Genomic DNA, 26,653 nt, shown 5'->3' with positions numbered 1-26,653 from the left:
CTAAAGAGGAGAATAATAATGAGATTTAGAAATGCCAAAATTAGAATATTAGACCTTGATTTAAAAGGTTGCCTATATCTTAATCACTTTTCCCATTCACAGCGTATAGCCCTGTTTTTTAAAATAATCAGCCGGCTAGGCGATGGAGCTTTCTGGTATGTAATGCTGGCAGCTGTCTGGATGCTTAAAGGATTGGCTTATAGTCTGCAAATTATCTATTTATCATTGGGTGGGCTGCTTGGAACAGGTCTCTATAAATTCTTAAAATGTAAAACTACTCGACCCAGACCTTATCAGGTACATCAGGTCATCATTCTGGGTGAGCGCCCTCTGGATCACTTCAGCTTTCCTTCAGGACATACGCTACATGCAGTATTGGCGACGGTAAGTTTGGGCTATGTACAGCCTGTACTCATGATACTTATGCTGCCTTTTACGGTATTGGTAGCTGTTTCACGCATGGTTCTAGGACTGCATTATCCGAGTGATGTACTGGTTGGCGCTATTCTGGGTGCAGGCGTTGCAGGAGTATTGATCTACTGCGCTCCTTGGTTTGAGCTTATACTTTAAGTTATAAGTTTTTATGTCCAGACTATCTCTACCCAGATGGAATTGATAAAGTAGCGTAACAGTAAATAAATGATGGAAACTTGGATTATGGGCTTACGCTGGACAGATACCATTGATATTGCCATTGAGCTCTCTGAAGCACACCCTGAAGTGGACCCACAATGGGTGCGCTTTACTGACCTGCATGCCTGGGTTTGTGCATTACCTGAGTTTAGTGATAATCCAGAAAAATCAAATGAAGGACTACTTGAAGCGATTCAAATGGCCTGGATTGATGAAGTCCGCTAAAAATAGCTAAAAAAACCTAAACTTTTTACATATTCAAAGCTGCTTATCGCGTATGACCTCAGGTATAATGCGCCAAATTTTTTGACGTTTAAATTTTCAGTTAAGGAGCCAATCATGGCAGTTGAACGTACTCTATCTATTGTTAAGCCAGATGCAGTAGCTAAAAACCACATCGGTGATATTTTTGCTCGTTTTGAAAAAGCTGGCCTAAAAATCGTTGCAACTAAAATGAAACACCTGACTCAAGCTGAAGCTGAAGGCTTCTATGCTGAACATAAAGAACGCGGTTTCTTTGGTGACCTGGTTGCATTCATGACTTCTGGTCCAGTAGTTGTATCTGTACTTGAAGGTGAAAATGCAGTGCTTGCTCACCGTGACATTCTAGGTGCCACTAACCCGAAAGAAGCAGCTCCTGGTACTATCCGTGCAGATTTCGCAACTTCTATTGATGAAAATGCTGCTCACGGTTCAGACTCAGTTGCATCTGCTGAGCGTGAAATTGCTTACTTCTTTGCTGACAACGAGATCTGCCCACGCACTCGTTAATTGACAGCATTTAAACCAGATAAGTGTTATTATACTTATCTGGTTTTTTTATTCTCTAAAGAATTTATTGCTTGAATATTGAGCAACTCCCATTGATCTCTGACATGAGTTAGGTAATACACATGAGTTCTGAAGTGGTCGTTTCATCTCCGTCAACAGATGAACAACAGCCTTCACCTGCTACTCAAGCCTCAAATAGTGCGCTGAAAAAGGTGAATCTGCTGGGCATGTCTCGTGCTGAGCTGGAAAATTTTTTCGAAAAGCTTGGAGAGAAAAAGTTCCGTGCCGGTCAGGTGATGAAATGGATGCATCAATATTTTGTGACCGACTTTGCCGAGATGACCAATATCTCTGGAAAGCTGCGTGCCAAGCTAGAACAGTTATGTGAAATCAAGGCACCTGAAGTGGTGCACCGTCATTATTCTAAAGACGGTACGCGTAAATGGGTTTTTCGTGTTGGAGATGGCACAGGCTCACTGGTAGAAACCGTACTGATTCCAGCAGAAGATAAGACCGGTTTGCGCAAAACCCTATGTATTTCTTCACAGGTCGGTTGTGCTTTGGACTGCTCGTTTTGCTCTACCGGTAAACAGGGTTTTCAGCGTGACTTAACACCTGATGAAATTATCGGGCAGTTATGGATAGCTAACCAGTCTTATATGGAAGATGTACCGGTAGCTGAACGCACCCGCTCCGTGACCAATGTGGTCATGATGGGAATGGGCGAACCGCTTTTAAACTATGATGCGGTTTTAAGCTCCATGCATATTATGCTGGATGATTTTGCTTATGGGATGTCCAAGCGCCGTGTCACATTGTCGACTTCAGGTGTAGTGCCTAAAATTGACCAGCTGGCACAGGATATTGATGTAGCCCTGGCAATTTCTTTACATGCGCCAAATGATGAACTGCGTAATGAGCTGGTTCCCATCAATAAAAAGTATCCGTTGGCGCAGCTGATTGCTGCCTGTCAGCGTTACATCAATAAAGATGGCAATGAAAGTGCACGCAAACACGTTACGATTGAATATGTCATGCTGGACGGGGTAAATGACTCACTTGAGCATGCCCAGCAGATGATCAGGCTGTTAAAGAACCTGCCAAGCAAAATTAACCTCATACCGTTTAATCCGTTCCCGCATGCTCCTTATGGCCGCTCTAGCCGCAACCGTATTATTGCTTTTCAAAAAGCTTTGTCGGATGCGGGTTTTGTGTGTACGATTCGTCAGACTCGTGGTGATGATATCGATGCAGCCTGCGGCCAGCTGGTGGGACAGGTTGCGGACCGTACCCGTCGTGCTGAACAATGGAAAAAGAAAGTAGCAGAGCGCAATGAAATTATGCGCTCTCATGGATAGATAAACCTGAGAGGAGAAAAGCAGTTGAGAAAGCCGGTGTATAAAACATTTGTATTACTTACAGTGACTTTGTCGGCCTTGCTTGTTACTGCTTGCCAGACTCCTGATACCCTCAGTAAGGATCCAGAAAAGGCAGTCAAGGTTCGAACCCAGCTGGCAGCGGAATATATTAAATCGGGTGATCTGGATGCTGCTAAACGGGCACTAGACCAGGCACTTGAAGTTGATTCCAGAGACGCCACTGCGAACATGATGATGGGAGTACTGCTCCAGCAAGAGGGGAGTCAGCTAAATCTGGACAAGGCTGAGAGTTATTTCAGACGCTCTATTTCAATTGAGCCTAAAAATGCACAGGCGCGTAATAATTATGGCGCCTATTTGTACCAGATCGGTCGTTATAAAGATGCGATCGAACAACTGGAAATTGCTGGTGCAACTTTAGGCTATGAGCAGCGTTACCAGGCGCTTGAAAATCTGGGACGAATTTATCTTAAGCTCGGCAATGTTGCGAATGCTGAAAAAACATTCAAACAGGCATTGCAAGCTAACCGCGATTCTTCCATTTCAATGTTAGAGTTAGCGGAAATTTTCTATTTGCGGCAACAGATTCCTGCTGCTACACAGCTTTATGAACAATATGTGCGTCGTGTAGGGCAAAAGAATCAGGGTGCGCGTGCTCTTTGGATCGGAATTCGAATTGCGCGTGCCAATGATGATAAAATGGGAACACAAGTTTTGGTGAACCAGTTACGTGCCTTGTTCCCGGACAGCCAAGAATATCAACGTTATTTGCAATTACAGCACAGTACTGAGGCCGTATGGAAGTAAATCCTAATTCACAGCAACCTACTGGTTCTAGCTCTAACGTAGCGCCGAATGCGTTAGGAAATGTTCAGCGTCCTGGTGAGTATTTACGCCATATCCGTATTGCAAAAAACCTTGAACTTGAAACTGTGGCGGCTGACCTTAAAATACCTTTAAAGACTTTGAAGGCGCTTGAGCAGGATGATTATAAAACCCTGCCTGAGGCAGCATTTATTAAAGGTTATTACCGCTCTTATGCTAAGTATCTGGGTACAGATGCAACTGCCATTATCCAGCGGTTTGATGAGATTTATGCCAATGATACCGGCCTGCTGCCAAATCATGCACTGAATAACTCCCCGATTAAAATTATGGGTAAACTGCCTGGTTCTAACAGTGACCGTAACCGAAAATGGATAAAACGGGCTATTGTGGCAGCTGTGATTCTACTGCTAGTCTGGCTGGTGGTGGCTGCTATCCAGAACTGGACATCAGGTAAAAAGGACGAAACTGAGCGTCCAGCTGTAGCCCAGTCAGAGGTTCAGGTTGTTGATCTGGATAACAGTCCGAATGCAGCAGCATCTGGTGATCAGCTGGTCTTGAATTTTACCCGGCCTACCTCTGTTCATATAGTTGATGCGACAGGTAAGGTGCTGGCGACAGGACGTCAGGATTCCACCCTGACACTAAGCGGTGAAAGCCCATATCAGATCCGTCTTGATGATGCGACCGCAGTATCACTCAGTTTAAATAGTGAGCAGATTTCATTGTCTCCATATACGGTGAACGGAAAAGCAGAATTCCGTTTGTCTCGCTAATTCGCAACAGTAGAGCGATGCAATGATTGAAAATCCGATTAAACGCCGGCCGACACGTAAAATCCGTGTCGGTTCAGTGTATGTGGGAGGTGATGCTCCCATCAGTATCCAGAGTATGACCAATACCGAAACCTGTGATGTGGCTGCAACAGTTGCACAGATTCAGCGCTGTGTAGATGTAGGAGCGGATATCATGCGGGTTTCAGTGCCAAGTATGGAAGCGGCAAAGGCATTTGGTGAAATCCGTAAGCAAGTAAGTGTGCCTTTGGTGGCTGACATTCACTTTGACTATAAAATTGCCTTGGCTGTTGCTGATTTTGGCGCAGATTGCCTGCGTATTAATCCTGGAAATATTGGTTCTGAAGCCAAAATCCGTGAAGTAGTCGCTGCAGCCAGACATCATGATATCTCTATGCGTATTGGAGTAAATGCTGGTTCACTGGAAAAGGACATTCAGAAAAAATATGGTGAACCGACCGGGCAGGCATTGCTTGAGTCAGCGATGCGCCATATTGACATTCTTGATCGCCTGAATTTTCAGGAGTTTAAAGTTTCGGTTAAAGCTTCTAATGTATTTCTGACTATGGATGCTTATCGCCTCTTGTCACAGCAGATTGATAATCCGCTGCATCTAGGTGTGACTGAGGCAGGTGTCTACCGGACAGGCTCTGTCAAATCCGCCATTGCGCTAGGCGGTTTGTTAATGGAAGGCATCGGAGATACCATGCGTATTTCCTTGGCGGCTGAACCTGAAGAAGAAATTAAAATCGGTTTTGATATTTTAAAATCGCTCAGTCTGCGCTCCAATGGTATCAACTTTATTGCCTGTCCAAGCTGCTCACGTCAGGAATTCAACGTGATTAAAGTTATGCAGGCTTTAGAGGAGCGTCTGGAAGATATCCGTACACCTATGGATGTTTCCGTAATTGGCTGTAAGGTCAATGGTCCGGGCGAGGCTAAAGAAGCCGATATTGGTGTAGTGGGTGCAAGTCCACGTTCACTGGTGTACCGTAATGGTGAAAAAAGTCATTTAATTGATACCAATCAGCTGGTTGATGAAATCGAAACTATGGTTCGTCAACGTGTTTCCGAGCTTGAAGAAGCTAAATCTAAAGAGATCATTCGTAGTTCATCATGAGTTCAATTGTCGCAATCAAAGGTTTTAATGACATTCTTCCAGCACAGACCCTGGCCTGGAGACGTCTAGAGCAGCACCTGTCATCTTTGATGGATGCATATGGCTATCAACAAATCCGTTTGCCGATAGTTGAACAGACGAATCTGTTTAAACGTTCGATCGGTGATGCAACCGATATTGTTGAAAAAGAGATGTATACATTTCTGGACAAAGGTAATCCGCCGGAGTCTCTGACATTACGTCCTGAAGGAACGGCAGGCTGTGTGCGTGCAATGCTTGAGCATAACCTGCTGCGCGGAGCGACGCCTCGTGTGTGGTATATCGGTCCGATGTTCCGTTATGAAAAACCGCAAAAAGGCCGCTATCGTCAGTTTCATCAGTTTGGGGTCGAAACTTTTGGTGTAGCAACGCCAGATATGGATGCAGAGCTGATTCTGATGACTGCACGTCTGTGGAAACGTATGGGGGTGGCAGAGAAAGTTCAGTTAGAGCTAAATACCTTGGGTGAAGCTGATGAACGTGCAGCTTACCGTGCAGCACTGGTCAGATTTCTAGAATCACATAAATCAGATCTGGATGAAGATTCACAGCGCCGTTTAACCACGAATCCCTTGCGGATTCTGGATTCTAAAGATGCTAAAACTCAATCTATTTTAGAAAATGCGCCAAAACTTCATGACTTTATGGGTGAGGAAACATTGGCGCACTTTAACCTGTTGCAACAGTATTTGACTGATGCAGGCATTAGTTTTGTCATTAATCAAAAGTTGGTACGGGGCCTCGACTATTACAACAAAACTGTCTTTGAATGGACCACCACTCATTTAGGCTCACAGGGCACAGTGTGTGCCGGTGGCCGTTATGACGGTTTGGTAGGCCAGCTTAAAGGTAAAGCAGACCAGTCTGTACCGGCTGTGGGTTTTGCTATGGGAATGGAACGTTTATTACTTCTGCTTGAACAGGTTGAAGATAATACTGCCGTGCGTGACTGCGAGATATTCTTGCTGGCAGAACCTGCTTATCAGGGGAAAGTCCTAGTCATGGCAGAACAGTTCCGTAACCAGTTTGAGGCAGCTAACAGTCCATTCCGCCTAAAAACCGGATCACAGGGCAGCATGAAAAGCCAAATGAAAAAGGCCGATCAGTCTGGAGCAATTTTTGCCGTGATTCTGGGGCAGCGCGAATGGGAAAACCGGAAGCTGACAGTAAAACGTCTGGAAAATGCAGAGCAGGTTGAAGTTGAAATAGATAATCTTACGCCGTACCTGATTGAACAGCTTGCCTCCGAATAAGCCGAGAATATAAACAAAAAAGGATAATCACATGAACGCATTAAGTGATGAAGACCAGCTAGATAATTTAAAGTCATTTACCAAAAAATATGGCTCTGCCATTATTAGCGGTATTTTAATTGCGTTAATTGCCTTTTTTGGCTGGGAATACTGGCAAAAGAAAACTCTGGCTGAGAACCAGATGCGTACTGCCAAGGTGCAGCAGCTTATGGATGAAGCCAGAAATGTAAATAGTCAGGATATTAATGCCCTGAATGCACTTTCACAATCTGCTGACAAGATTGTGAAAGAAGCGCCTGATTCTGTACATGCACTTCAGGCCCAGTTTGTAATGGCTAAGCAGGCTTATGACCGTGGTGATTATGCTGCAGCAGAAAAAGCACTCAAGCGGGTGGAAGCGACTAAACTCAAGGATGAAGGTCTGGTTCATGTATTGAAACTGCGCTTGGCTTATGCCCAATTGGCTCAAAACAAATATGATGCGGCACTTAAAACTCTGGCTGATGTAACTGATCCGGCTTTTAAAGCTACTGCTGAAGAAGCACGTGGCGACGTGTATGTGGCAAAAAATGATATTGCCTCAGCAAGAAAAGCTTATCAGAGCGCATGGGATGCACTTGCTGAGCGTAAAAAAGAACGACAAATTTTACAAATTAAACTCGAAAGTGTAGGCGTTTTAGTTGATGATCCTGAAATCGAACGCCCTATTTTGGAAACACAAGTGGATGAGTCTTAATGGATAGAAAATATAAAATATCATTTGCAATGGCAGTATTATCAGCTGCGCTGATCGGTTGCTCAAGTAATAAAATTAAAGTAGAAGAGGCCAAACCGAATCCACTGCCAAAACTTGCGCAAGCAAAAAGTCTGGTGCCTGTATTTTCGCAAAATGTTTCTTCTACCGATGAAGCTGATCCACTCCGGTTACGACTCGCAGTCGATAACGGCGTTATTTTTGCAGTAGATCCTAAAGGCGAAGTAGCAGCTTTTCGTGGTAAACAGCGTCTCTGGCAGACTCGTGTCAGCAAGCAAGGGCTAAGTGCCGGAGCTGAGGCAGCTGATGGCGTGGTTGTTGTCGGTAACCGTAAAGGTCAGCTGTTTGCCCTGGAACAGGCAACAGGCAAGCAATTATGGACTGCGCAGTTATCAGGGGCTTTACTCAGCCCCTCACTGATACAAGCTGGTCGTGTTATTACTGTGGCAAATGATGGGAATGTCTTTGCACATGACCTAGCCTCTGGGCAAGAGGTCTGGGCATACCGGTTGCCAAATGCACAGTTTAGTCTGCGTGGCCAGGCAGCCCCAGTTTCTGCTGATCCGCGTACAGTACTGATTGCTTCATCTAATGCCTATATTTATGCTTTGGATGTATTAACGGGTGTGCCGCGTATGCAGCGCCGTGTAGCGGTCAGTAGCGGTCGCTCGGATGTGCAGCGCCTGATTGATATTGATGGTGATCCTGTGATGGCTGGCCAGTTTTTGGTGACGACCAGTTATCAGGGGCAAGTTACTGTAACTGATCTGGCATCACAACAGGTAGTCTGGAGTGAAGATGCCAGCAGTACACAGCGTCCGGAAGTTTTTAACAACACGGTTTTTGTTGCACAGAACGATGGTAAAGTCACGGCATTTAATCTCACGACAGGTGAACAGCTCTGGCAGAATGATAGCCTGCTCAACCGTCGTTTAAGTAATCCAGTGATACTTGGTCAAGAGCTGGTGGTTGGTGATCTGGATGGTGTATTACATTTGATTGATCCAGCCTCTGGGCAACTGGTAGGTCGCTCTAAAACCGGTGGCGAAGTACGTTCACTACAGGTAATTGATGGGCAGCTCTACGTTTCTACCAGAAAGGGAGCGTTAAGCGTCTGGCAGAATCGTTAATTCTTCTCTGCTTGTGCTAAAATAAACCCAACCGTATTTTTTGAAACGCGGGGTAATTGAAATTTCAATGCCCCGTGTTTTTATTTAGATCTGTGATCTATTATTTTCTTCCAAAGTTTCTGATGTTCAGACCAGACCAACTGGCTGATCTTGAATAAAGGTTAATCTATGAAACCCGTAATTGCGCTCATTGGTCGTCCGAACGTCGGAAAATCAACGTTGTTCAACCAGATTACCAAGAGCCGTGATGCCCTTGTAGCCGACTTCGCCGGCCTAACACGTGACCGCAAATATGGCGATGCTGTGTATCAAAACAAATCCTTTATCGTAGTCGATACAGGCGGTATTGGCGAAAGCGAACAGGGAATTGATTCTTACATGGCAGAGCAGTCTAAAACTGCAATTCATGAAGCCGATCTCATTATTTTTGTAGTTGATGCGCGTGCGGGGCTATTGGCCTCTGATGAACAGATTGCGCGTGAACTACGCACACTTGGCAAAAAAGTCTTTCTGGTAGCCAATAAGGTAGATGGCGTACATGCAGAAGCAGCTGTGGTCGAGTTTTATAAACTCGGTCTTGGTGAGCCCATGCATGTTGCAGCAAGTCATGGTCGCGGTGTGGCACAGATGCTGGAAGAAGTGCTGGCAGATGTACCTGAAGATGAGAATCCGGAAGAACTTGATAAAGCTACAGGCCTGCGTCTGGCTATTATTGGCCGTCCGAATGTCGGTAAATCTACTCTGGTTAACCGGTTGCTTGGTGAAGAGCGCGTAGTTGCATATGATGAGCCTGGAACTACACGTGATTCAGTCTATATTCCATTTGAGCGCGATGGTCGTCAATATACTCTCATTGATACTGCTGGTGTACGCCGTAAAGGTAAAGTCGATGAAATGATCGAGAAATTCTCGGTAGTAAAGACTTTGCAAGCCATAAAAAATGCACATGTAGTGGTAGTGGTGCTCGATGCCCGTGAGGGCGTGGTAGAGCAGGATCTACACCTGATCGGTTATGCACTTGAAGCTGGCCGGGCCATGGTAATTGCGATCAACAAATGGGACAACATGTCTGAATATGATCGCAAGCAGTGTAAACTGGATGTAGACCGCCGTTTTGATTTTATTCCTTGGGCGCGTATCCATCTGATTTCAGCATTACATGGTACTGGTGTAGGTGATCTTTATCCTTCAATCCATCGGGCTTATGATTCATCTCACCTGAAAGTATCACCAGCTAAATTAACACAGATACTTAATGATGCAACCGAAGCACATCAGCCACCTATGGTTGGTGGCCGCCGGATTAAAATGCGTTATGCTCATATGGGTGGACAAAATCCGCCAACGATTGTGATTCACGGTAACAAGGTCGACAAGACTCCTGCAGATTATCGCCGTTATCTGGAAAATGTTTTCCGTAAAGTTTATAAGCTTGAAGGTACACCGGTTAAAATCGATTTTAAAACTTCAGAAAATCCATTCGAAGGACGTAAATCACAGCTTGATGAGCGTACTGCTGCACGTCGCCGTCGTTATATCCAGAAATTTAAAAAAGCTGAGAAAAAATTCAAGCGTTAAGCTAAATAGTGCTTTAACAGAATTTAAAAACCCAAATTTCGATTTGGGTTTTTTTGTTTAATCATGAACCGTTATACTGCTTGTAATTTAGTGAACCGGATAAAATATGCTGCGTGTTGATATCTGTGCTATGAAGCATTTCGAACAGGTTGATCCACAACAGGAACTGCGCCAGCAAATCCAGCAGCGTAAGCAGGCTATTTACGCTTATCGAAATCGTCTGCTGAGTGAAATACTGGGACAGCCCATCACTGCCTTAAGTTTTGCTTGTACATGCCACGGTAAACCGTACTTAAAAGAACATAATCTGGCAATCAATCATACCCATAGTAAAAAAATCTATGCATTAGTGACCAGTTCTGAGCAGCAGGACATAGGAATTGATGTTGAAGATCTGGAACGTCAAGTAAAGCTGGATGCTTTGGCACAACATGCATTTCATGAAGAAGAATATCAAACCTGGAAGTCTATGGATAAAGACAGGCTGTACTGGTTTAAAGTCTGGACAGCGAAAGAAGCAATTTTAAAGGCCAGTGGTTTAGGCATCCGTTTAAGTCTGAAAGATATAAATACCAAAGTCCATCCCATGTATGATAACTCACAGATGCAGCATGAATCTCTTGGGTATTTTGCTTACCAGCATTTTGAAGTTGCCCAGAGCCTGATCACCGTCGCTTGGCGCACCGGACAGGGCTGTGGTGAATTTATTTTCCCGCGTATTCAGATTTATCGGAATTAAAAAGCCTATCCGGAGATAGGCTTTAATGAAATATTGCTCTTGGGTGAAATTATGGAATTTCATCCTCGAACTCTGGTTTTACCTGTACGATAAAGTCCTGACGGTTCAGACCACGCCACAGTGCAAATGAAGTACCAATATAAATAGAAGAATAAGTACCTACAAATACGCCTACAAACATGGCTACAGAGAACCAGTGCAGACCTTCACCACCCATGAGCATCATGGCAATAACCACGAGTAACAGGGTCATTGAGGTGTGAACGGTACGGCGCAAGGTTTCGGTAAGCGCAATATTAACGATCTCGCGTGGCTCAGCACCACGAATTTTACGGAAGTTTTCCCGAATACGGTCAGAGACTACAATATTGTCATTTAGCGAAAAGCCGATAAGTGCCAAAAGTGCTGCCAGTACGGTCAGGTCAAATGGCCACTGCATCATGGCGAAAATACCGATTGTCACGATGATATCGTGAAACAAGGATAATACTGCCCCGATTGCCAGTTTGAACTCAAAACGGATGGTGACATAAATCAGCATCAGGACAAGTGCTAGCGCTACTGCACCTGCTGAGCGTACATACAGTTCATTACCAACCTGTCCCCCTACCGAATCAATCTTGCTAACTTCAGCAGGGTTATTTGGCAGTTGGGCTGCTTTAGTCAAGGCACTGTTGAGGTCTTCAACATTTATGTCTTGTGCGGGCATACGTATCAAGAGATCACTATTGCTTCCCAAGGTTTGTACAACTGCATCTTTAAAACCGGCATCATTTAGCGCACGGATAACTTCTCCCTGATTGGCTGCCTGTTTATAGTTCAGCTCGGCAGAGATACCGCCTGTAAAGTCTAGCCCGAGATTTAGGCCCTTAGTAACGATAAAAAACAGGCTACCAACAGTAAGGATTATCGAGATAATAGCTGCCGGTAAGGCAATTTTCATAAAGTCGATAACGCGCTCATTATCAGGACGGCCGTACTGTTTTTGCTTTGGTTGAGTATTCTCAGTCATCATCGATCTCCTTAAATGCTCAACTTCTTCAAGTTACGACGCTTGCCATAAATGATCTGTACGATCGCACGCGTTACCGTAATTGCAGTAAACATCGAACAGGCAATACCAATCATGAGTGTTACAGCAAAACCTTTGATTGGACCAGTACCGATTGCAAACAGGATAAAGGCGACGAGGAAGGTGGTCAGGTTTGAGTCAAAAATGGTGTTATAGGCTCGATCATAACCTGCCACAATGGCCTGTTTGGGCGAGGCCCCCCATTTCATTTCTTCTCTGATTCGTTCACAGATCAGTACGTTCGCATCGACGGCCATACCGATTGTAATAACAATACCTGCAATACCCGGCAAGGTTAGTGCGGCACCAATCCATGACATGATGCTTAAAGTCATTGCCAGGTTAAAAACCAAAGCAAAGTTGGCAATCAGACCAAATAAACGGAAGAAGACCACCATCCAGATAGCGACCAGCAAGAAACCGATTTGAGTAGAAAGCACACCCTTGTCGATATTTTCCTGACCTAGTGACGGGCCAACTACACGCTCTTCAACAAAGTACATTGGAGCAGCAAGTGCACCTGCACGTAGCATAAGTGCCAGTTCAGACGCTTCTTGTGGAGAATCGAGTCCGGTAATACGGAACTGCGACCCTAGTACGGCCTGAATGGTTGCAGCGTTAATCACTACAGATTCTGCATAAGGTGTACGTACTTCGGTCTGTGTGCCGGTAACCGGATCAGTGACATAGCTGATACGCTGTTTGTTTTCGATAAACAGTACAGCCATGCGTTTACCCACAGCATTACGGGTGGCATCTGCCATCAGTTTGCCGCCAGCACTGTCTAAAGTAATATTAACTTCAGCACCACCTGTATCCTGGCTAAAGCCTGAAGAGGCATTTTGGACCCGTTCACCTGTCAAGATACGGTTACGCTGTAACAGTAATTGGCGACCGCTGTCTAGCGATTCATAAGCAAACAGTTCTGTACCAGGAGGTAACGGCTGGCCATTAGATTTCCCGGTATAGGGATCAATATACTGATCATTTAAGTCGGAAACTAAGCGGAACTCCAGGTTAGCTGTGCGGCCAAGTACCCGTTTTGCTTCTGCTGTGTCCTGTACACCTGGCAGGTCGACTACGATACGATTACTGCCTTGGGTCTGAACCAGTGCTTCCGCCACCCCTAGTTCGTTAATACGGTTGCGCAGTGTGGTTAAGTTCTGGTTAACAGCATATGACTGGATTTCCTGTCTGCGTGCATCAGTATACGTGAGGCGCAACATAGGACCAGTACTGCTAGCCAGTGCTTGCTGGGTGAACTCATTGCCATTGCGGCGTAAAAAGTCCATTACAGCTTCACGGTCGTCATTTTGTGCAAACTGGAGATTGATCTGATTATTATTCAGAGTCAGGCTGTTAAACTTGAGATTATTTTCACGAAGCTGACGGCGCAAGTCGGTCGCGGATGTTTCCATACGCTGTGACAGGGCTTTATCCATATCCACTTCTAACAGGAAGTGTACACCACCACGCAAGTCCAAGCCCAGTTTCATTGGTTTTGCGCCAATTTTCTGTAGCCACTCAGGTGTAGTAGGCGCCAAATTCAGGGCCACAACATATTCTTCACCCAGAGCGCGGCGTAGCACATCTTTTGCTTTGAGTTGTGCATCAGTAGAGTCTACACGCAATAGGGCAGCGTTATTGGTAAAGGTATTGTCATGAGACGGAATGTTCGCCTCTTTCAATATTTGCTCTGCTTTTTGTATCACACTCTGATCAATTTGAGTGCCGGCTTTTGCACCAGAAATCTGGACCGCCGGTTCATCGGGATACAAGCTAGGCAGTGCGTACAGGGTGCTGATCACCAGAACCACCAGGATCAGCAGATATTTCCATGCAGGGTAACGCATTTGCTGTCTTCTTAAAATGAAAAAGCCGTGCGGGGTGCACGACTGTTTTTATGATTAAAGGTTATTCAGGGTGCCTTCAGGCAAAACTGAAATGACACTAGCACGCTGGATTTTTACATCTACACCGCGGCTTAGTTCTACTACTGCAAAATCGCCTTCAAGCTTGGTAATACGGCCCATCAAGCCACCGGCAAAAACCACTTCACTGCCTACACCCAGACTTTCAACGAGGGTACGGTGTTCTTTGGCACGTTTGGCCTGTGGACGCCAGATCAGGAAATAGAAAATTGCAATAAATACTGCAATCATCAATAAGTTAGCCATCATGCTCGGGCCTTGCTGAGCCGCCGGCGCAGCGTGAGCAGTAGAGATTAAAAAGCTCATGTCGATTTCCTATTAAATATTAAAACTGTTGCCATTGTCATGACATTTAAATTGAGTTGACCTGCAATTTACCTTGTCTTTTTGTTGAGCGCAAATACTGCTTTCTCAATCTTCAGGGCAAGGCGGTACTTCCATTCCACGACGTGTATAGAAGTCCTCAACAAAAGCTTCAAAGGTACCATTGTCGAGTGCATCACGGATGTCTTGAGTGAAGCGCTGGTAATAGCGCAGGTTATGAATGGTTCCTAGCATGGAGCCCAGCATTTCACCACATTTCTCGAGGTGGAACAGATAAGCCCGGGTAAAATTCTTGCAGGTATAGCAGTCACAGTGCGGGTCAAGCGGGCTCTGATCATGACGGTATTTGCTGTTGCGAATACGGACCAGACCATCTGTCACAAAATAATGACCGTTCCGCGCATTTCGGGTAGGCATGACACAGTCAAACATATCAACCCCACGGCGGATACCTTCAACAATATCTTCAGGTTTACCAACACCCATGAGGTAGCGCGGTTTATCATGCGGCATTCTGTTAGGAAGATAATCCAGCACTTTAATCATCTCTTCTTTCGGCTCACCAACAGATAAGCCACCAATTGCATAGCCATCAAACCCGATTTCAAGCAGGCCTTCTAGTGATTCATCCCGAAGATCTTCATACATGCCACCCTGAATAATACCGAACAACGCATTTTTATTGTCCAGAACTTCATGATGGTGGGTCTTGCAACGTTTAGCCCAGCGTAAAGACAGCTGCAATGATTTCTGCGCTTCTTCATGGGTCGCTGGATAAGGCGTACATTCATCAAAAATCATGACAATATCGGAGTTCAGAACTTTCTGAATTTCCATAGAAACTTCAGGCGAGAGAAAAACTTTTGAGCCATCAATAGGTGAGCGAAAAGTCACACCTTCTTCTTTGATTTTGCGCATGGCGCCCAGACTAAATACCTGAAAGCCACCAGAGTCAGTTAAAATAGGCTTATCCCACTTAATAAATTCGTGCAGACCGCCGTGTTCTTTTACAACATCCAGGCCCGGACGCAAATACAAGTGAAAGGTATTTCCCAAAATGATTTGTGCCTGAATTTCTTCAATATCACGTGGAAGCATGCCTTTAACAGTACCGTAAGTACCCACTGGCATAAATACCGGTGTTTCAACCACCCCATGTTCAAGTGTTAAACGGCCACGGCGGGCACGACCCGACTGACCCAATTTTTCAAACTTCATACCATGTCCAAATCAAGGCGAAAAAACAGTTCGCTGATGTGCAAAATAAAAAAGAGGTCTATTGTCCTTGATTCTGTCATGGAGTTCTACTGTTAAATGTAGCCGCAGCATATGAAAAACTAGACAGACCGATATGTTGCAAAACAATGCGTATTTAAAAGTTTGGACGATAGTCAAAGTTTTGCAGGGTAGACTGGTCGCGAAACGGGCGAATAGCCTTTTTACCTGTAGTCAGCGTATTGATCATATTATTCGGAAATATCTGAATATGGTTATTAAACAGTTCCACATTACGGTTAAAAATACTGATAGCGGCACTGACATTTTCATTTTGCTCATCAATTTCATTTATCATGCGCAGATAAATTTCATTAGCTTTAAGCTCAGGATAGTTCTCAACTATAACATTCAGATTACGCATGAGTTCATGACTCAAGCTTTCTACCCGTTGTAGCTGAGAGATATCAGTGCTTTTAAGATTAAGTTGCATAATCTGCTGACGTAGTTCGGTAACCCGCTCTAGGGTACTTTTTTCAAAGCCTGCGTATTGTTCGACTAATGGGGCCAGTCCGTCAAGAACCTTGACTTTCTGCCGTTCATAGGTGGCTACATCTGCCCAGGCGCGCTGCGCAGCATTATAATGCCGGACAATCGAATTCCGGATATAGATCACTGCAATGATCAAAACCACAAAAAATAAAATAAAGAGCCCTAACCCCATCATTATTTTCCTCAAGTCTATTTATTGTAAAAGTTGCTCTAAGTTATTTAGCAGTTTTTCATAGGCGCCTAAACGCAAGGTTCGCAAGTGACCGCGCAAACTGGAGATATCTTCTCTATTTTGCGCTTTTGTATGAATTTTAAAAAGGTTCTGCCGGTTTAAAAAGCACATTATATGATGTTCATGATGAAACAGCAGCTCGCCAGAATGTTGTGTAAAGAACTGATCTAAACGTAAAGTCATAGCTGGAGTCATGGTTTTAGCGAGCTCAAGCGGTTCAAGACCATAAATACGTAATTTCTGGTTAATCTGTAGGTCACTGCTATACCAGGCAGAGCTATACGGAGGATCAAACTCTTTATTGGATGTTGTTACTGCCAGCCCAAGTGCGGGAGCTTCAAAAACAAAGATTCCCCATAAAGTCTTCTGCGTTCTTTGTACCGCTACTTGCTGTGTATCCTGCCCGGCGATTTTTATTTCATTGATGAAATCGTACTGAAAAAGCATGATTGGCCGCTCTCGGCCCTGTTGATCTTTCCAAGTGGTGCTGGCATATACAGGTAGCATATTTGATACAGAACCCTGCTGAAATACAGGAAACAGGTTTTTAAGCCGGGCGATGAAGAAAAAAGGCTGCGTAGAATCTGGAAAATGAGGGGGTAATTCCTGAAAGTTGAGCTGATATTTTTTCTCGAGTATTTGCTGTTCCAGAAACTGAATCACTTCAGTGAGTGGCTGATCCGACTCATAACAGAAATAGGCAAATAATCCCAAAGCAAAGGCAGTTAAAAAGCTTAATCCGGCAATAAGGCCGTGCTGTATAAAAAATATTCCAAATAATATAAAGCCACTTGCTATAACGAGTAGTGTGAAAGGTAATACATTATTGAATTTCAGGCCAGGATGATCTCCCCAGGGATGGAGTTCATCTAGAATATCCTGATAGGTTTTTGCCTGTTGGCCCACTTGCCACAGCCGGGCGATATTATCCAGAACCTGCCGGTTGATCTTGCGATGAATACGTAGCGTATATTTAACAGTTTCAACCGGCATAACTATTTACCTGTTCACTGTTTTATCGATCAGCATGGCGTCACCATAACTGAAGAAACGGTAATGCTCTCTTACGGCATGCTCATACGCTGCCAGAATATGATCACGTGTTGAAAGTGCTGAAACCAGCATCAGCAGGGTAGACTCCGGTAAATGAAAGTTGGTAATCAGCCGGTCTACTACACAGAACTGATAACCCGGATAAATAAAGATCTGGGTATCTCCAGTCCATGCCTCAATTTTACCGTTATGAGCCTGCGCTGCGCTTTCAAGTGCACGTGTAGCAGTGGTACCTACTGCAATAACTTTATTACCGCGAGCCTGTACTTGCTTAATCAGCTCTACCGTATTCTCGGGCACTTCACACCATTCACTGTGCATAATATGATTTTCAATATCTATACTACGAACAGGTAAAAAAGTACCAGCGCCTACATGCAGGGTAACAAATGCTTGCTGTACACCTTTTTCTGATAATTTGTTTAAAAGTACTTCATCAAAATGCAGACTGGCAGTAGGTGCAGCAACACTGGCAATTTTCTCTGGATCGTGAAATACCGTCTGATAACGCTCATTGTCAATCGTCTCTGCTTCACGGTTAAAATAAGGCGGAATGGGTAATTGCCCGTGCTGATCCAGGACCTGCAAAATCGGTTGTGAAAACTCGACAACGAACAGGTTCTCATGGCGGCCTTGTACAGTGACTTTAACCTCATCTGCACCAATAAACAGCTCTGCACCAGCTTTAGGTGAATTACTGGCTTTAATATGACAGTGGGCAATAGTCTGATCAAAAATACGTTCTACCAGTATTTCAACTGCTCCACCAGTTGCACGCCTGCCTTTAAGTCGAGCCTTCATAACCTTGGTATCATTCAGGACCAGCAGATCACCGGGTTCAAACAATTCCAGAATATCGGTAAAGTGACGATCGCTATATTGGCCCTCACTATTTAAGTGTAAAAGCCTTGAAGCACTACGCTGTGCTAGAGGGTAACGCGCAATTAATTCATCGGGGAGGTTAAAAGAAAAGTCAGAAAGTTGCATGACATAAAACAATTAAAAAATTGTACCTAGTATAGTGCTTTTTGATTAATGATGGAAAAAATACAGTTTTGTTCAGCTATTGCTTTTATTGTGACTTAAAAATAGGCAAACAGTCAGTACTTTACATTGACAACATGTGGAAAGACGCTATTATACACACACCCACTCTTCTTCCCGAGGTGGTGAAATTGGTAGACGCGGCGGACTCAAAATCCGCTGTCAGAGATGACGTGTCGGTTCGAGTCCGACCCTCGGGACCACAATAATTAGATCCAAATATCTATTTTTATAATTTTCTTTATTTCAAATATTTACCAGTATATAACATGTTTTGTTTCTTAATTGTTATTATTGCCGTTGTATCTATGTCTAAAGTTTGCTAATTGTTTAATAAAGATTTATTTTTAACTGATTTTTACTGAAGTTGCGTTTATTACCTACAATATTTTTAATGAGGCGAGCATGACATTACAATTATTAGAGTTAGATCAGGCTGATCAGCTCAGTGCTTGTAAATTATCGTTATTACTGGGTATCTTCGAACCGCATAACCAGGTGGAATCCTGTTTACGTTTTGCTCGACGTATTTTAAGAAGTAAAAACGCTATTTTAACTTTTAAGGCAGAGCCTTATATTTGGTATCTTTCTTCAAAGGGTATGAGACTTTTTCATAGCCATCCTGATGCAGATTTAGGACCTTATTTCAATAGTCAACCTTATATAGACCAGCAACATTCTGATTATCACGGTTTTTGTCAGCATATTCGTCACTTGGGTGTAGAGCATCAGCGCATGGTTGCTTTTGATATGCTCAAGACTGATAAAGAATCAATTGGACAGATTCTGTTTTTTGATGACAGCTCTGAGCCTTTTGAAAATGAAGATATTGAGATAGTTAAAGATTACTGTGAACGTCTGGTTCGCTATTTAGAGTTAAAATTCGAGCATGCTGAACTTAAGGAATTATATGAACAGCAATCGGCATTAAATTTTAGTAAAACCAAGTTTTTCCAGATTATTGCGCATGACCTGCGTGCACCTTTTCATGGGTTGCTCGGTTTCTCTGAAGTATTGTCACAAGAGCGCAATACGCTTGACGACTCCAGTATCCAGAATATTGCAGATTATCTTTATGATACTGCACAGTCGACTTATAACCTTTTAGAAAGCCTGCTCAACTGGGCAATGGCAGAAGGCGGCCGGTTTGTCTATCATCCGATCAACTTCAATTTAAAGCAGGTCACCAAAATTGTTCGTGATGTACTTAATACACTAGCGATTAAGAAAAACATTCAGTTAATTGATGAAGTGCCGGATGATCTCAAGGTATATGCAGATATTAATATGCTGACTTCGATTATCCAGAACCTGGTATCAAATGCATTAAAATTCACGCCAATGGACGGTACGGGTAAAGTGACCATTCAAGCACAGCCCGGCCCAGATGGGGTGGAAATTTATATCCGGGATACCGGCCTAGGTATGTCTGAAGCACAAATAGCGAATATTTTTCAGCCGCGGATTACTGTCAGCCTTAAAGGTACGGCGGGTGAAAAAGGAACAGGTCTGGGATTGACACTCTGTAAGCGGTTTGTAGACCTGAATAAAGGTGAAATTTGTGTCATGTCTAAGGAAGGTGAAGGTACTACTTTCAAAGTTACTTTGCCGGAAGCAACTGACCAGCATACGGTTTTGCCACTTGATATGGCGAAGTCAGACAGCACTACAAATTTAGTATAATTATTTTCCTAAAGCCAAATTCACCTGTTATAACTACATATAAATACAGGTGAAGGGTGGTTTATGAACGCGAAGCAGTTGCAAAAGACTTTAAGAGCCAGTCAATATGCTGAACAGATACTAGGTCTTTATCAAAACGAACTTGAACAAGATTATACTGTAGATCAGTTTGCAACCCCGCTATCACATGAACAGATTAAAGATCGGGTGTCTTCTGTACTTGACTCAATTCAGGATGAGCACGCATGGATGCGAGCGATCCGAATACTCCGTGCTCGTCTCATGTTTCGCTGGATCTGGCAAGATGCTAACCACCTGACTGATGTAGTTACACTTACACAAGAACTCTCAGATTTTGCTGATGCCTGTATTTGTGCAGCAAAGGCCTTCGCCCGTATTCCACTGGTATTAAAGCATGGCGAACCAATCGGTTATTCGGGCCAAGTCCAGGACCTGATTATTATTGCTATGGGAAAACTGGGAGCACAGGAACTTAATCTGTCGAGCGATATTGACCTGATTTTTGCCTTTGATGAGCAAGGCGAGACCAATGGCCGTAAATGTATTGATGTACAACAGTTCTGTATTGCGTGGGGCCAGAAAATTATTTATTTGCTGGAGCATATCACTGCTGAGGGTTTCGTCTTTCGTGTAGATATGCGCTTACGTCCCTGGGGAGATGGTTCGGCACTGGCCATTAGCCATGCAGGATTAGAAAAATATTTAAGCCAGCATGGGCGTGAATGGGAACGCTATGCCTGGATCAAGGCCCGTATTGTGTCCGGTGGAAGGGCGGGCGAAGAGTTACTGGAAATGACCCGTCCTTTCGTGTTTCGGCGTTATGTTGATTACACTGCGTTTCAGGCCATGCGTGAAATGAAGGTCATGATTGAACGTGAAGTTATGCGTCGCAATATTGAAGACGATATTAAACTGGGTGCCGGTGGTATCCGTGAAGTTGAATTTATTGTGCAGGTTTTTCAGCTGATTTATGGTGGTTCCAAACTTGAACTACAGGAACGCCAGTGTCTGGCGAATTTGACGCATCTGAGCGAATCAGGTCTGCTTGAGCCAGAAGCTGTAGCGGACTTGGAAGATACCTATCTGTTTCTGCGTCGTCTGGAACACGCCATTCAGGCACTGAATGATCAGCAGACCCAGTCCCTGCCGACTGAGCCGGAGCTGCGGCAGCGATTGATTGATACCTTGGGCTTTGATAGCTGGGAAAGTTTTCTGGAAGTCCTTAACCAGAAACGGTCTAAAGTCTCTTACCAGTTTGCACATCTGATTCAGGAGCGTGACAGGGAAACACCAGTAGAGAACTTTCAGCATCTCGAAGAAGAACTGGAAAGTGTGCTTGATTCCAATGCACAAAAACTGATTCATGAGTTTTGGCATGGCCACGCCTTGAATAAGTTACCAGCTAAGGCCGTTCAACGTTTAAAAACTTTTTGGCCTTATCTGGTCGATGCAGTATTACAGTCGGATAAACCACAAGTTGCATTACTACGTTTAATGCCTTTAATTGAATCTGTAATGCGCCGTACGGTTTATCTGGTGATGCTGATTGAAAGTAAGGGGGCATTACAGCGTTTGGTAAAGATGGCCACAGTGAGTCCATGGATACTGGAGGAACTGACTCATTACCCGGTATTGCTGGATGAGTTTCTCACAATGGACTTCGAGTTGCCCAAACGCCGTGATCTTGAAGATTCACTACGGCAGCAGCTCATACGCATTGAGCTTGAGCAGGTTGAAGACCAGATGCGGGCCTTGCGCCTGTTTAAAAAATCTAATGTCTTGGCTGTAGCAGCCAGCGATGTACTGGCAGAAAGTCCGCTTATGAAAGTATCTGATGCCCTGACAGACATTGCTGAAGTTTCTATTATTGCTGCATTGAATCTGGCCTATCAGATCGTGGCAAAAAAACATGGTTATCCACTAGACGCTGACGGACGACGCTGCTCCTTGGACTATCTCGGATTTTCTGTGGTGGGTTATGGTAAAGTCGGTGGTATTGAGCTGGGTTATGGCTCAGATCTGGATCTGGTGTTTATTCATTATATGAGCGAACAGGCGGATACAGATGGCCTGAGACCTATCAGCGGTTTCGAGTTTGCCATGCGAGTAGGGCAAAAATTTATATCTCTTATGACGACTCAGACCCTAGATGGACGAGTATATGAAGTAGATACACGGTTACGCCCTTCTGGAGAAGCTGGTCTGCTGGTGACCAGTTTAAAAGCCTTTGAACAATATCAATTAAAAAATGCCTGGCTTTGGGAGCATCAGGCATTGGTTCGGGCCCGTTCGATTGCTGGGGATGACAGTTTACGCCAAAAATTTGAGGCGTTACGCTGCCGTATTTTAACTCTGCCGCGTGATGAAAAATTTGTGCGTACTGAAGTTTTAAAAATGCGTCAGAAGATGAAAGCCCATCTGGGTTCTTCCAAAGAACAGAAAAAAGGTGGAATTTTTCATTTAAAACAGGATGCGGGTGGTATCGTTGATATCGAATTTATGGCACAGTATATTGTGTTGGCATGGGGTGGGGCGAAACCGGATCTCGCTCACTATTCCGACAATGTAAGAATCCTAGAAGATGCTGCGAAAGCCGGTTACTTATCCAGTGACGATGCAACAGCACTGATTCAGGCTTATCTCAGTGAACGAGCCGAGAGCCACCGTTTAGCACTTGCAAATCAATCCATGCAAGTCAATGCTGCGGACTGGCACGATACCCGCGAGATCGTTTGCAAGTTATGGCAAAGATTAATAGATCCCACAGCAATACTTGCTTTGGATAGTGACTGACTGTGTAAAAATTTGGAGTGTGTGCCATGAATTTGGCTGATCGTGATGGTTTTATTTGGCAAGATGGACAACTGGTTGACTGGCGTGATGCAAAAATTCACGTCCTGACTCATACTTTACACTATAGTATGGGCGTGTTTGAGGGCGTCCGGGCATATGAAACTCCACAAGGCACAGCCATTTTTCGTCTACAGGACCACACCAAGCGCTTGTTAAACTCTGCAAAAATTTATCAGATGAAAGTTCCATTTGATCAGGCAACATTAGAGCAGGCGCAAATCGATGTGGTTCGTGAAAATAAGCTGGCATCTTGCTATTTACGTCCATTAATCTGGATTGGTTCTGAAAAACTTGGTATTGCTGCAACCAATAATACGATTCATGCGGTAGTTGCAGCTTGGGGCTGGGGTGCTTACCTGGGTGAAGAGGCAATGGCTAAAGGTATTCGTGTAAAAACTTCTTCCTTTACTCACCATCATCCGAATGTGACCATGTGTAAGGCCAAGGCTTCGGGTAACTATACGCTGTCTATTCTTGCGCACCAAGAAGTAGCACATTCAGGCTATGATGAAGCTATGCTGATGGACCCGCAAGGCTATGTATGTCAGGGTTCAGGGGAAAATGTTTTCCTAGTTAAGGATGGTGTGCTGCACACTCCGGATATTGCGGGTGGAGCATTGGATGGTATTACCCGTCAGACCGTCATTACAATTGCTAAGGATTTAGGCTATGACGTGGTAGAACGTCGTATTACCCGTGATGAATTCTATATTGCTGATGAAGCATTCTTCACCGGTACTGCAGCTGAAGTTACACCAATCCGTGAATATGATGACCGTGAGATTGGTTGTGGTGCACGTGGGCCAATCACTGAACAGATCCAGAGTACATTCTTTAATGCAGTGCAGGGTAAAGATCCGAAATATGCACACTGGTTAACTTACGTAAAATAAGTAAAGCCGATATGATTAAAAGGCGAAATTTTATTTCGCCTTTTTTTATTATGGAATTGGGTTATGCATATTCTTTATGTTAGTGATGGAAAGGCGGGGCACCGTTCACAGGCGCTGGGACTTTACCGCGCTATAGAAAGGCAATCTGTGCATAAAGTCAGTTTTGAGGAAATTTCAATTGAACAGCTGCCATTAATCAGCTTATTTCTTTCTGTTCTCAAAAAACAATCTCCTTTTTTAAAACAGACGCCTAATTATATTGTTGGGGTGGGAAGTCATACCCAGCTTCGAGTGCTGCTTTTAGGAAAAATTTACCCAAAAGCTAAAACTGTTATTTTAATGAAACCTAATTATCCATATATATGGTTTGATTATGTAGTGGTGCCACAGCATGATGGGCTAGCTAAACGGAACAATATTATTCTCACTCAAGGTGCATTAAACCCAATTGTGAATGAACAACGACACCAGACGGATCGTATTTTGATTGCGCTGGGAGGCACATCAAAACGCCATCAGTGGAATGAACAGAAAGTTCTCACAGCCATTCATGACATTGTAGAGTATAATCCGGCCTCTGAAATCATTCTAACGACTTCACGTCGAACACCAGCAGAGTTTATTGATATTTTAAGACAACAAAGTTTTGCCCAGCATTTACAAATATTTCCGGTTGAGCAAACACCTCAAGGCTGGATTTTTGAAGAGATGCAAAAAGCAGAAGCTGTATGGGTAACAGAAGATAGCGTTTCTATGGTTTTTGAAGCACTTACTGCGGGTTGTCGCGTAGGGGTCATAGCAATCGATCGGTTGAAAGACGATAGAATTACGCACTCGATTGATCAAATGATAGAATCACAACTAATCTCACAGAATACTTGTGTCGTACAGTTACCACAACCTTATGCTTTTAAAGAAGCAGACCGTGTGGCAACATATCTTTTAGCGAAATAATGAGTTTGGCATTGTGATTTATATCCTGATTTTACTGGTTTTGCTTACCGTTTTATTTAGCTATAAGTATGCGTGGTGGAAGCCAGCAGTGGATTGGAATCGACCACGTGTATTGATGTATCACATGGTACGAGACCATATTAATGGTGCCAAATTTAATAAGCTTCGGGTCAAGCCCGCTGAGTTTGAAAAGCAAGTTGCTTGGATGAAAGCGCAAGGCTTCCATTTTGTAACGATGCACGAATTGCAAGAGAACTGGGGAAATCACCCAGCCAAAACAGTTGCCATTACCTTTGATGATGGTTATTTAGACAACTTACAAAATGCTTATCCGATTTTAGAAAAATATCAGGCCAAGGCAACCATATATGTGGTGGTTGATCGTCATGATCGTGATTGGTCAACCTATAAAAAAGAACATCATAATAGTGGTGAACTCATGCGTGAAGCTAAGTTGAATGATGCTCAAGTCAAGCAACTGGCAGATAGCGAACTGATCGAAATTGGTTCACATACGTTAACGCATGCTAATTTAAACAAACTGGATGATACGGATTGTTTAAAAGAACTAACTGATTCAAAGCAGTGGCTTGAACAACTGATAGAAAAGCCAGTAACCAGTTTTGCTTACCCATTTGGTATTTACTCAGACCGAGATGTTAAACTGGCAAAACAGTCAGGGTATAGCAATGCAGTGACCACAATCGAAGGCATTGATGATGAACAGCCGGACTTTATGCAACTACAACGTATTAAGATCAGCGGAAAAGATTCATTATTTGCCGTCAAGCTTCGTTTAAAACTTGGTACGCGTGAGGGCTAATCATGAAAATTACGCTTGTGATGGCAAGTGATGAGGAAGGTGGCCTAGAAAAGCATGTACTTGAGCTGGCTGCTGGTTTATCACAAGCACATGAAGTTTCTTTAATTGCACATCAGAAATATCAAAGTCGGGTAGAAAGTTCGGTGAACTTTGTTGCTTTTGATATGAGTGGCAGTCGTTATAACCCGTGGACGAAATATCTGCTTAAAAAAACAATATTGGGGACAGAACCACAAGTGCTACATGCTCATGCTTCTAAAACGGCCAAACTGTTGCAAGGCATGATTGCAGGTTTTAATTTCCCTTGTGTGGTGACTATCCATGGTGCAAAGAAAAAGATTGATTCTTACTTGGCATTTGATCATATCATTTGTGTGAGTAAGCGACTCGCGCAGATTGTGGGGCAGCCGGAAAAACTCAGTGTGGTCTATAATGGTATTTCTTTGAATATGCCTGCTCAATCATTTGTAAAAAATAGAAAATTTATTGCCATTGGACGTTTAAATGAAGTGAAAGGTTTTGATCTTTTACTGGCTGCTTGGCGGAACATTTCACACCAATTAACTATTGTTGGTGATGGTGAAGAACGAAAGAAGTTAGAGCAATTGATTCAAGAGTACCAATTAGCTGATCGGGTTCACTTGTATGGGTATAGCGACAATATTCACCCATTGATTATAGACCATGAGGCTTTGATTGTGTCTTCCTTGCGTGAAGGGGGCCCGTATACACTTGCTGAAAGTTTATTGCTTCAACGTCCTGTGTTAGGGACTGATGTCGGAATGATGGCTGAGTTTATTCCTGTTGAGTTTCTATGTGAACCAAATAATATTGAAGCATTGCAACAAGTGATTCAAAACTATTTGGATGTGGTAGCCCCTGAAGCAAGTTTTAAACAGGCTTATGCCTTGGCACAAGAACAATTGACTTTTACAAAAATGATCGATAATACGGTCAAAGTCTATCAATCATTGCTTTCAGCATAGGA

The 26,653-nt window shown here is 43.8% G+C and carries 25 protein-coding genes and 1 tRNA gene; 19 read left to right on the top strand and 7 right to left on the bottom strand.

All coding sequences use genetic code 11. The features are described 5' to 3' along the window. The first annotated feature begins 18 nt into the window (after positions 1-18). From N518_RS0101445 to N518_RS0101390, 12 genes are all read left to right on the top strand, one after another. Entirely contained in the window at positions 19-570 is a 552-nt protein-coding gene (locus tag N518_RS0101445; protein WP_005023384.1) for a phosphatase PAP2 family protein, read from the top strand. Positions 571-657: 87 nt separating this feature from the next. Continuing rightward, complete coding sequence (gene iscX, locus N518_RS0101440) at positions 658-858, top strand: Fe-S cluster assembly protein IscX (RefSeq protein ID WP_005023385.1); 201 nt, start codon at positions 658-660, stop codon at positions 856-858. Between the two features lie 114 nt (positions 859-972). Next, positions 973-1,404, top strand: coding sequence for a nucleoside-diphosphate kinase (ndk, locus tag N518_RS0101435; protein WP_005016515.1), 432 nt, complete (start codon positions 973-975; stop codon positions 1,402-1,404). A 122-nt stretch (positions 1,405-1,526) separates the two neighbouring features. After that, entirely contained in the window at positions 1,527-2,762 is a 1,236-nt protein-coding gene (rlmN, locus tag N518_RS0101430; RefSeq protein WP_026443927.1) for a 23S rRNA (adenine(2503)-C(2))-methyltransferase RlmN, read from the top strand. Between the two features lie 24 nt (positions 2,763-2,786). Continuing rightward, positions 2,787-3,590, top strand: a complete 804-nt coding sequence (gene pilW, locus N518_RS0101425) for a type IV pilus biogenesis/stability protein PilW (RefSeq protein WP_005016505.1) — start codon at positions 2,787-2,789, stop codon at positions 3,588-3,590. Next, entirely contained in the window at positions 3,581-4,384 is an 804-nt protein-coding gene (locus tag N518_RS0101420; protein ID WP_005023389.1) for a helix-turn-helix domain-containing protein, read from the top strand. The genes pilW and N518_RS0101420 overlap by 10 nt, the downstream gene beginning before the upstream one ends. Positions 4,385-4,406: 22 nt before the next feature. Next, positions 4,407-5,522 (top strand): flavodoxin-dependent (E)-4-hydroxy-3-methylbut-2-enyl-diphosphate synthase, encoded by a 1,116-nt coding sequence (gene ispG / locus N518_RS0101415; RefSeq protein WP_005016500.1) that lies wholly within the window; start codon positions 4,407-4,409, stop codon positions 5,520-5,522. Continuing rightward, entirely contained in the window at positions 5,519-6,814 is a 1,296-nt protein-coding gene (gene hisS, locus N518_RS0101410) for a histidine--tRNA ligase (RefSeq protein ID WP_017400718.1), read from the top strand. Before ispG ends, hisS begins: the two co-directional genes overlap by 4 nt. Positions 6,815-6,845: 31 nt before the next feature. After that, positions 6,846-7,550, top strand: a complete 705-nt coding sequence (locus tag N518_RS0101405) for a YfgM family protein (RefSeq protein ID WP_005016495.1) — start codon at positions 6,846-6,848, stop codon at positions 7,548-7,550. Then, positions 7,550-8,698 carry an outer membrane protein assembly factor BamB gene (gene bamB, locus N518_RS0101400; protein WP_017400719.1) on the top strand — a complete coding sequence of 383 codons (1,149 nt, stop codon included), beginning with the start codon at positions 7,550-7,552 and terminating at the stop codon, positions 8,696-8,698. The genes N518_RS0101405 and bamB overlap by 1 nt, the downstream gene beginning before the upstream one ends. A gap of 168 nt (positions 8,699-8,866) precedes the next feature. Next, on the top strand, positions 8,867-10,276 hold the full coding sequence (gene der / locus N518_RS0101395; protein ID WP_017400720.1) for a ribosome biogenesis GTPase Der: 1,410 nt from the start codon (positions 8,867-8,869) through the stop codon (positions 10,274-10,276). 106 nt (positions 10,277-10,382) lie between these two features. After that, positions 10,383-11,015: a 4'-phosphopantetheinyl transferase family protein gene (locus tag N518_RS0101390; RefSeq protein WP_017400721.1), complete on the top strand. Its 633-nt coding sequence runs from the start codon at positions 10,383-10,385 to the stop codon at positions 11,013-11,015. Between the two features lie 49 nt (positions 11,016-11,064). Here N518_RS0101390 and secF read toward each other — a convergent pair whose 3' ends face one another. The 7 genes from secF to queA all read right to left on the bottom strand — a co-directional run bounded on the left by secF (position 11,065) and on the right by queA (position 18,381). Continuing rightward, complete coding sequence (secF, locus tag N518_RS0101385) at positions 11,065-12,030, bottom strand: protein translocase subunit SecF (protein WP_100222127.1); 966 nt, start codon at positions 12,028-12,030, stop codon at positions 11,065-11,067. An 8-nt stretch (positions 12,031-12,038) separates the two neighbouring features. Further along, positions 12,039-13,940, bottom strand: a complete 1,902-nt coding sequence (secD, locus tag N518_RS0101380) for a protein translocase subunit SecD (protein WP_005016490.1) — start codon at positions 13,938-13,940, stop codon at positions 12,039-12,041. 54 nt (positions 13,941-13,994) lie between these two features. Further along, complete coding sequence (gene yajC, locus N518_RS0101375) at positions 13,995-14,324, bottom strand: preprotein translocase subunit YajC (protein WP_005016486.1); 330 nt, start codon at positions 14,322-14,324, stop codon at positions 13,995-13,997. Positions 14,325-14,429: 105 nt separating this feature from the next. Further along, a complete protein-coding gene (gene tgt, locus N518_RS0101370; protein ID WP_017400723.1) occupies positions 14,430-15,560 on the bottom strand; it encodes a tRNA guanosine(34) transglycosylase Tgt in 1,131 nt (376 codons plus the stop codon). A gap of 154 nt (positions 15,561-15,714) precedes the next feature. Continuing rightward, positions 15,715-16,281, bottom strand: a complete 567-nt coding sequence (locus N518_RS0101365) for a LemA family protein (RefSeq protein ID WP_017400724.1) — start codon at positions 16,279-16,281, stop codon at positions 15,715-15,717. Between the two features lie 21 nt (positions 16,282-16,302). Next, on the bottom strand, positions 16,303-17,334 hold the full coding sequence (locus N518_RS0101360) for a hypothetical protein (RefSeq protein ID WP_017400725.1): 1,032 nt from the start codon (positions 17,332-17,334) through the stop codon (positions 16,303-16,305). Between the two features lie 6 nt (positions 17,335-17,340). Next, positions 17,341-18,381, bottom strand: a complete 1,041-nt coding sequence (gene queA / locus N518_RS0101355) for a tRNA preQ1(34) S-adenosylmethionine ribosyltransferase-isomerase QueA (protein ID WP_017400726.1) — start codon at positions 18,379-18,381, stop codon at positions 17,341-17,343. 173 nt (positions 18,382-18,554) lie between these two features. Here queA and N518_RS0101350 point away from each other — a divergent pair. From N518_RS0101350 to N518_RS0101320, 7 genes are all read left to right on the top strand, one after another. Beyond that, positions 18,555-18,641 (top strand) — tRNA-Leu (locus tag N518_RS0101350). Positions 18,642-18,843: 202 nt separating this feature from the next. Next, complete coding sequence (locus N518_RS0101345) at positions 18,844-20,121, top strand: sensor histidine kinase (RefSeq protein ID WP_005023400.1); 1,278 nt, start codon at positions 18,844-18,846, stop codon at positions 20,119-20,121. A 63-nt stretch (positions 20,122-20,184) separates the two neighbouring features. Next, on the top strand, positions 20,185-22,935 hold the full coding sequence (gene glnE, locus N518_RS0101340; protein ID WP_026443926.1) for a bifunctional [glutamate--ammonia ligase]-adenylyl-L-tyrosine phosphorylase/[glutamate--ammonia-ligase] adenylyltransferase: 2,751 nt from the start codon (positions 20,185-20,187) through the stop codon (positions 22,933-22,935). A gap of 26 nt (positions 22,936-22,961) precedes the next feature. Next, a complete protein-coding gene (locus N518_RS0101335; RefSeq protein WP_026443925.1) occupies positions 22,962-23,888 on the top strand; it encodes a branched-chain amino acid transaminase in 927 nt (308 codons plus the stop codon). A 63-nt stretch (positions 23,889-23,951) separates the two neighbouring features. Beyond that, positions 23,952-24,842, top strand: coding sequence for a mitochondrial fission ELM1 family protein (locus N518_RS0101330; protein WP_005023403.1), 891 nt, complete (start codon positions 23,952-23,954; stop codon positions 24,840-24,842). A 13-nt stretch (positions 24,843-24,855) separates the two neighbouring features. Next, entirely contained in the window at positions 24,856-25,665 is an 810-nt protein-coding gene (locus N518_RS0101325; protein ID WP_000639362.1) for a polysaccharide deacetylase family protein, read from the top strand. Between the two features lie 2 nt (positions 25,666-25,667). Continuing rightward, on the top strand, positions 25,668-26,651 hold the full coding sequence (locus tag N518_RS0101320; protein ID WP_000705222.1) for a glycosyltransferase: 984 nt from the start codon (positions 25,668-25,670) through the stop codon (positions 26,649-26,651). The last annotated feature ends 2 nt before the right edge of the window (positions 26,652-26,653 follow it).

Origin of the sequence: Acinetobacter sp. UNC436CL71CviS28 (assembly GCF_000620525.1) — a bacterium.
In the GTDB taxonomy this organism is placed as follows: domain Bacteria; phylum Pseudomonadota; class Gammaproteobacteria; order Pseudomonadales; family Moraxellaceae; genus Acinetobacter; species Acinetobacter radioresistens.
This window is presented reverse-complemented; position numbering and strand designations above follow the sequence as displayed.